The 5,331-nt window shown below is 33.4% G+C and carries 11 protein-coding genes; 4 read left to right on the top strand and 7 right to left on the bottom strand.

What is annotated here, in order from left to right; genetic code table 11:
* The gene (locus tag ADA55_RS29240) at nt 1-108 is read left to right on the top strand and encodes a DUF3898 domain-containing protein (RefSeq protein ID WP_152908320.1); all 108 of its coding nucleotides are present in this window, start codon (nt 1-3) and stop codon (nt 106-108) included.
* 283 nt (nt 109-391) lie between these two features.
* Here the strand turns inward: ADA55_RS29240 and ADA55_RS07675 are convergent, their stop codons facing one another.
* Complete coding sequence (locus ADA55_RS07675; RefSeq protein ID WP_048681554.1) at nt 392-652, bottom strand: hypothetical protein; 261 nt, start codon at nt 650-652, stop codon at nt 392-394.
* Nucleotides 653-849: 197 nt separating this feature from the next.
* On the opposite strand from ADA55_RS07675, the gene ADA55_RS07680 reads away from it, so the two are divergent.
* The gene (locus tag ADA55_RS07680) at nt 850-1,083 is read left to right on the top strand and encodes a helix-turn-helix domain-containing protein (RefSeq protein WP_048681556.1); all 234 of its coding nucleotides are present in this window, start codon (nt 850-852) and stop codon (nt 1,081-1,083) included.
* Between the two features lie 119 nt (nt 1,084-1,202).
* On the opposite strand, the gene ADA55_RS07685 is transcribed toward ADA55_RS07680, so the two are convergent.
* Nucleotides 1,203-1,406 (bottom strand): hypothetical protein, encoded by a 204-nt coding sequence (locus tag ADA55_RS07685; RefSeq protein ID WP_048681559.1) that lies wholly within the window; start codon nt 1,404-1,406, stop codon nt 1,203-1,205.
* 307 nt (nt 1,407-1,713) lie between these two features.
* Nucleotides 1,714-2,562: a pyridoxamine kinase gene (locus ADA55_RS07690; protein WP_048681561.1), complete on the bottom strand. Its 849-nt coding sequence runs from the start codon at nt 2,560-2,562 to the stop codon at nt 1,714-1,716.
* A gap of 207 nt (nt 2,563-2,769) precedes the next feature.
* Between ADA55_RS07690 and ADA55_RS07695 the strand changes: the two genes are divergently transcribed.
* Nucleotides 2,770-3,309 (top strand): ECF transporter S component, encoded by a 540-nt coding sequence (locus ADA55_RS07695; protein WP_048681565.1) that lies wholly within the window; start codon nt 2,770-2,772, stop codon nt 3,307-3,309.
* Between the two features lie 135 nt (nt 3,310-3,444).
* Here ADA55_RS07695 and ADA55_RS07700 read toward each other — a convergent pair whose 3' ends face one another.
* The 4 genes from ADA55_RS07700 to ADA55_RS07705 form a co-directional block, all read right to left on the bottom strand.
* Nucleotides 3,445-3,705, bottom strand: a complete 261-nt coding sequence (locus ADA55_RS07700) for a hypothetical protein (RefSeq protein ID WP_048681568.1) — start codon at nt 3,703-3,705, stop codon at nt 3,445-3,447.
* Nucleotides 3,706-3,729: 24 nt separating this feature from the next.
* Complete coding sequence (locus ADA55_RS29245; RefSeq protein WP_153246107.1) at nt 3,730-3,897, bottom strand: hypothetical protein; 168 nt, start codon at nt 3,895-3,897, stop codon at nt 3,730-3,732.
* A gap of 143 nt (nt 3,898-4,040) precedes the next feature.
* On the bottom strand, nt 4,041-4,163 hold the full coding sequence (locus ADA55_RS30970) for a hypothetical protein (RefSeq protein WP_260089139.1): 123 nt from the start codon (nt 4,161-4,163) through the stop codon (nt 4,041-4,043).
* A 4-nt stretch (nt 4,164-4,167) separates the two neighbouring features.
* Complete coding sequence (locus ADA55_RS07705) at nt 4,168-4,512, bottom strand: YolD-like family protein (RefSeq protein ID WP_048681572.1); 345 nt, start codon at nt 4,510-4,512, stop codon at nt 4,168-4,170.
* A gap of 283 nt (nt 4,513-4,795) precedes the next feature.
* Between ADA55_RS07705 and ADA55_RS07710 the strand changes: the two genes are divergently transcribed.
* A complete protein-coding gene (locus tag ADA55_RS07710) occupies nt 4,796-5,074 on the top strand; it encodes a hypothetical protein (RefSeq protein WP_048681574.1) in 279 nt (92 codons plus the stop codon).
* Nucleotides 5,075-5,331 lie beyond the last annotated feature (257 nt).

Raw genomic sequence — 5,331 nt, forward strand, 5'->3', positions numbered from 1 at the left:
ATGATAGAATCCAATACAATAGAGTTCGATAAAGGCGTTTCGCCGATTGAGTTTCATAAGCCGGATGATTTGATGGAGATTGTGGAGCGGATCAGTAGGAAGGTTTGAGAAAGGTTTTGTGAGCAAAAATGTGAGCAGTATGTGATCAATTTTAGACCCTTAAAATACTATTAATACTCTTAAATTTAACTCCTAACTTCTATTTTCAATTAAGAAGTTATATATATTTTTTTGAAATGCATGCTTATCAAGAGCCTAAGTAAATACTGCTACTTAGGCTCTTTTCTTTTAGAACTTGTTTTCATACAACTTCATGTTCAGGTATTCCAAAGTTAAAAATTTCCCCTTCCCTGCTACGTTTAGGCAGATCCTCTTGCATTTTCTCATAAGATTAGTTGATCACCCGGTACTCACAAACATAATTAATTGGAGAGCCTTCAGGAAATTGTTCTTCATGCCATTGAACCACACCCTCTGATGTTTCTACGTTGTATGTAAACACTTCGCCAGTTCCAGCTACATAATCGTGAAGGTCGTCAATAGTAGCAAGTTTGTATTGGAATCCTGCTTGCATTTCTTCTTCAAATACAATCCATTGCTCTTGGTTGTCAGTTACGAATACCTTTTTAACCTCAAAAGTTTGAGTGGTCATATTATTTATCCCCTTTTGCCTTTCGGCTGTTTTTTGTTTGGATTTTTTCGTTGTCCGTCTTGCTGATAAGTTAACTATACTATATAGTATATATTATATCAACAATAAATTACAATTTTTCCAAATTATCTTTTTATATTCTAGACGATATAGGATATAGTATAATTATATAAGTAAATAAAAGGGGTTGTATGAGAATGAAAACTACAGTAAAGGTCACTCCAAGATTAGGTAAAGTATTGAAGGACAGAGGAATGACACAAGTTAAATTGAGTGAACTTACAGGAATCCCTCAAGGAAACATTTCAAGGTTTGATAAATTAGAAAGTCATAAGGATACTCATACAATTTTAATATCCAGAGCATTAGATATATCTATAGAAGATTTATTTGAAATTGAATTAGTTCAAACTGAAGAAAACCACCAATAGCAATTACTGGTGGTCTTTTGTATAAACAGGAAATTTATTGTAAAAAATATTATTATCACTAGCTTTTCTTTCTTTATTAATTCCCCTTAACTGAGCTGAGGTATATTCCTTAGCTTTTTTCATTCCTCTTCAAGCCAAGGTTTATCGTTAAGTTTACCCTTTTTTAATAGTTCATAATATAGGTGAGTGAATGCTTTAGCCATTAATTCCATATTAGACTCATTAGCATAAGTAATTTTACAAGGCGGTCTATCTTCTTTATTTGTTTTTGCACTCCATGGAATTTTTGCGTTTTTTAATTCTAAGCAACCTAATTGACGCATTTTCTTTATAATTTCTGATCTATCCTTATCAGGAAATAGAGCTTCTAATTCCTCGATTGTAGATAATATTGTTTTTTCTTCAAGTATTTTTTCTTAATCTTTGTAAAGGTCTATGGAAGTTAAATATTTTCAAACTTTAACGAACATAAATACTGGCTGTTGTGAGGTAAATAGAAAGTTTCCTTATTATTTAAGTGATTTTTTACAATATTCAGCAAAATATAAGTACTATTTGATTTATACAAAAAGCTCGGTTAGTCAAAAAACCGAGCTTTTGTTACTCTATTTTTTCCATTTTTTAAAGCATTCATAATAACATTCGTAAATATTTTTCGAAGTTAACTCCTTCTACTTTAGAAATTTGCTCCAAGGAGGAATCATTGATAGCCTCTGTCAGGAATGCCACTGCGAGCTGTACGGATTTTTCTAGGTTCTCTCCACGCATCATGCTTCCCATAATCACAGATGCAAATAAATCACCAGTACCTGAATAGCTTTCACCGTTATACTGCGTCGCACTATAAAAGGTTCTACTTCCGTCCAAATACATATTTCCGATAAACTGCTTCTCTGAATCTGCTGACGGTGGATTCATTCCAGTGATGATAACCTGAGCTCCCGTTTCTTGCTGCAACATATTCCCTGCTTCTTCTATCGCTTTAATATAGTCCTCTTCGTTAGAATAGCTATGCAGCTTTTCATAAGACAATCCGGTTAATAAACAGCACTCTGTAACATTTGGTGTAATGACATCTGCACGCTTCACCAGTTCTCTCATAAGTACCAGTAATTCATCGGTAAAAAGTTTATAGACTTCTCCTATATCCCCCATTACTGGATCAACAAGTAAAATGGTTTCTTTTGTATAAAATTTATCTAAAAAATGGAAAATATTATTAATTTGCTCTTCACCAGTAACGAAGCCGGTATAGATTCCATCAAAGGTTACATTAAGCTTGCTCCATTCTTCTATGAAGTATTTCATTTTGGATGTAAAATCTTCACAAAAAAAACTTGGATATCCGGTTTGCGCAGTCAATATGGCCGTTGGTAAAGGGCATGCCTGCACGCCCATGACCGAAAGAACCGGAATTGCAGCTGTTAATGAACATTTTCCAAAAGATGATAAATCCTGTAGTACAACAACTTTTTTCATAATAACCTCCATATGGCCTATCCACTTTAAACTTTATTTATCTTATCATAAATCAGCTAAAAACAGTCATCTCCTCTCTCTTTTCAATACGTATATATCTGTATTTTTATCAACTGACCTCATAGTTTTTTAATAAATTGACACTTTTATAGACACCAGTCTTTTGCTAAAATCATAGGAAAATTCTAGTTAGGAAGGTTTACAGATATGCAAAATACACAAAGTTATTCAAGGTCAAGTCAAAAAACTATGGATTTAATTATTACCGCAATGTTGATTGCTCTTGTGTTCCTATCTACATTCTTTTTGAATATTAAACTGCCAATTGCCGCAAATGGAGGGTTAGTTCATCTAGGAACAGCTATGCTTTTTATTGCATCTATTTTATTTGGTCCTAAAAAAGCAGCTCTTGCTGGTGCGATAGGAATGGGGTTATTTGATATAGTTGGAGGGTGGACATTGTGGGCACCTATCACCATTGTGGCTCGTGGTTTGCAAGGATATATAGTTGGTAAAATCGCTTGGTCAAAGGGTCGCAACGGTACTAGCAATGCTTTCAATGTAATAGCAACAATCGTTTCAATTCCATTTATGATAGCTGTTTATTATATTGGTGAAGGGATTCTATACGGTAATTGGATTGCACCTTTAGCTTCGATACCTGGAGATCTCGTTCAAAATATATTAGGAATTATCGTTGCCGTTCCAGTTTGTGTGGCTTTGAAAAAGGTTCCTTATTTTAAGTAAATTCGCTATAAAGGTAAACGTCAAGTAGCCCCCAAATACTACATGGATGGTGTATTTGGGGGCTATGTTTTGTTTGCTTCCCTTTTTATCGGTACTCTGCATGCAGAGGGTAAACTAGATGACCACGACAAGACTTTATCTATTTCTTTTTTCATTCTTAAGTCTTTTAACGTGAGCTCTCATTTTATCTAATTCCTTTTGTTTCCCTTCTTCATCATTTGCCAATGCAGAAAATAAAGCTATCGTGCCTAATTTGTCGAATTCTACATCTCCATATCCACCTTTAGTAAAACTAAAGTATAGTTCCGTAAACGCCTTAGCCATTAATTCGTAGTTAGGTTCATTTACAAAATAGCCATTTCCTCGCAGTTCTTTTCTTGGTTTACTCTTTTTCACATTAGAATAGTCCTTTCAATTAAACTATTTATTCTTTTCCTTATACAAAAACAGCCTACTTTCTTCTTTGGCTATACACTCGAAAAGCTTCCTTCTAAAATATTCATTAATATCGATATTATCCGCTGAAATAACTTCTACATCGGTCATATCGACATCATTAAGATTAATTTTCTTTGACTTTTTATCCAATCAATATCACTCTCCTGTCCTACATAATAATCTCCAAACAAAATATCTTATATTCACATTTCACTAAATTATCTATGAAAATAGTAACGAGTAACATTATAGAAAATAAAAAATCACCAATCGTATAGACTGGTGATTTCTATTCATTTTGTATATTTAGCTAAGATTAACTTCACTTCTTTTTTCAAGTATTCATCTACTGTAAATTCATTTAGGAATGTTCTACTCTTAATCCACAGTTTTCTTTTTGGTTTTGCTTTAGTCATTTTTTCACTCCCTTACCTCTACCCCAACAATATCCTCAAACTTCACCCTAATAATATGTCCCTTCTCATTTTCCAACTCTAAATGTATCATCTTTGTCAAAGGATCTAACCTATGTATCATTCCTGTATATTCCCAATCAAATCCATCTTCCCAAACAGTAAACATTACAGGTGAAGCAAACTCCATAGCAGTGTGTATCTTGTCCTCAAACTCCTCTAACTGGTACTCATCTAATATTGGCTTTAATTGACGGTAATAATCCTTATTTACATGATTAAGTAATTTAACGTATTCGGGAAGCATTAAAGCTGGTTGCCATTTTAACTTTCCTCGATCTTTTATAGACATAAGAACATCTCCATTTCATTCTATAAATACATTATAGAACATTTGTTCTTAATTTAGTCAAAAAAATGAACAGGAATGCTGCCCCGTTAGTTTAAGTACATTCTTTCACAATCTCAATGGTGTAGAGCCTTTTTAGACACAATCCAATCACCTACAAAATAGAGTTGATAATGGGGTACAAGATATTCGTATGGTACTTTATCCTGTACAAAGAACTTCCAACCATTACTTTTGCATTATGTTATTGTATAATTTAGGTATTACATAAAATGAGGTGGCATGCATGGAAACTATCCAAACAGAATTAGTAGACGGCTGGAAACTTATAGCACATCCTGATTATACGGTTTTCTCTAATGAAAAAAGCTATATTGTAGTGCAGAAAGACGATATGAACGAAATGATTATAGCCTTTTCTATCAACAACAACACATTTAGTGTAACTAGTTGTAATTGGGGATTAAAATTCGATTTCCGTAGCGATGAAAAAACAATTGCCATAACCACCGATCCAAATGAATATGAAGAAGATGAAGATGAAGAAGATGAAGATGAAGATTGAAAAGTAAAGCATCCTTTCGAGGGTGCTTTCTTTTTATCTAAAGCACAACAGGGTAAGATGGGGTTAGAAACTCTATGTTTCTTTACTTTTATATTCCTACTTTTAGGGGTACCTCCAACATTTCGAAAATAAGCAAATATCAACCTAAAAAAGTCGATTTCCTGTATTGATAAGGAATCGAATCGACTTTTTTGTTCGCTTGTTAGACTAACGCACCCGTTCGTATTATAAGGTCATCCAGAAAATATTTCTGGTTG

The organism is Bacillus sp. 220_BSPC, from assembly GCF_001054655.1.
Lineage (GTDB): Bacteria > Bacillota > Bacilli > Bacillales > DSM-1321 > Peribacillus > Peribacillus frigoritolerans.

Bases quoted from the DNA above. Each gene is read 5' to 3' on its own strand.
- ADA55_RS30970 (WP_260089139.1), bottom strand. From the start codon at position 4,163: ATGACTAAAGCAAAACCAAAAAGAAAACTGTGGATTAAGAGTAGAACA.
- ADA55_RS07675 (WP_048681554.1), bottom strand. From the start codon at position 652: ATGACCACTCAAACTTTTGAGGTTAAAAAGGTATTCGTAACTGACAAC.
- ADA55_RS07705 (WP_048681572.1), bottom strand. From the start codon at position 4,512: ATGTCTATAAAAGATCGAGGAAAGTTAAAATGGCAACCAGCTTTAATG.
- ADA55_RS07680 (WP_048681556.1), top strand. From the start codon at position 850: ATGAAAACTACAGTAAAGGTCACTCCAAGATTAGGTAAAGTATTGAAG.
- ADA55_RS29240 (WP_152908320.1), top strand. From the start codon at position 1: ATGATAGAATCCAATACAATAGAGTTCGATAAAGGCGTTTCGCCGATT.
- ADA55_RS07710 (WP_048681574.1), top strand. From the start codon at position 4,796: ATGGAAACTATCCAAACAGAATTAGTAGACGGCTGGAAACTTATAGCA.
- ADA55_RS07685 (WP_048681559.1), bottom strand. From the start codon at position 1,406: ATGCGTCAATTAGGTTGCTTAGAATTAAAAAACGCAAAAATTCCATGG.
- ADA55_RS07695 (WP_048681565.1), top strand. From the start codon at position 2,770: ATGCAAAATACACAAAGTTATTCAAGGTCAAGTCAAAAAACTATGGAT.
- ADA55_RS07690 (WP_048681561.1), bottom strand. From the start codon at position 2,562: ATGAAAAAAGTTGTTGTACTACAGGATTTATCATCTTTTGGAAAATGT.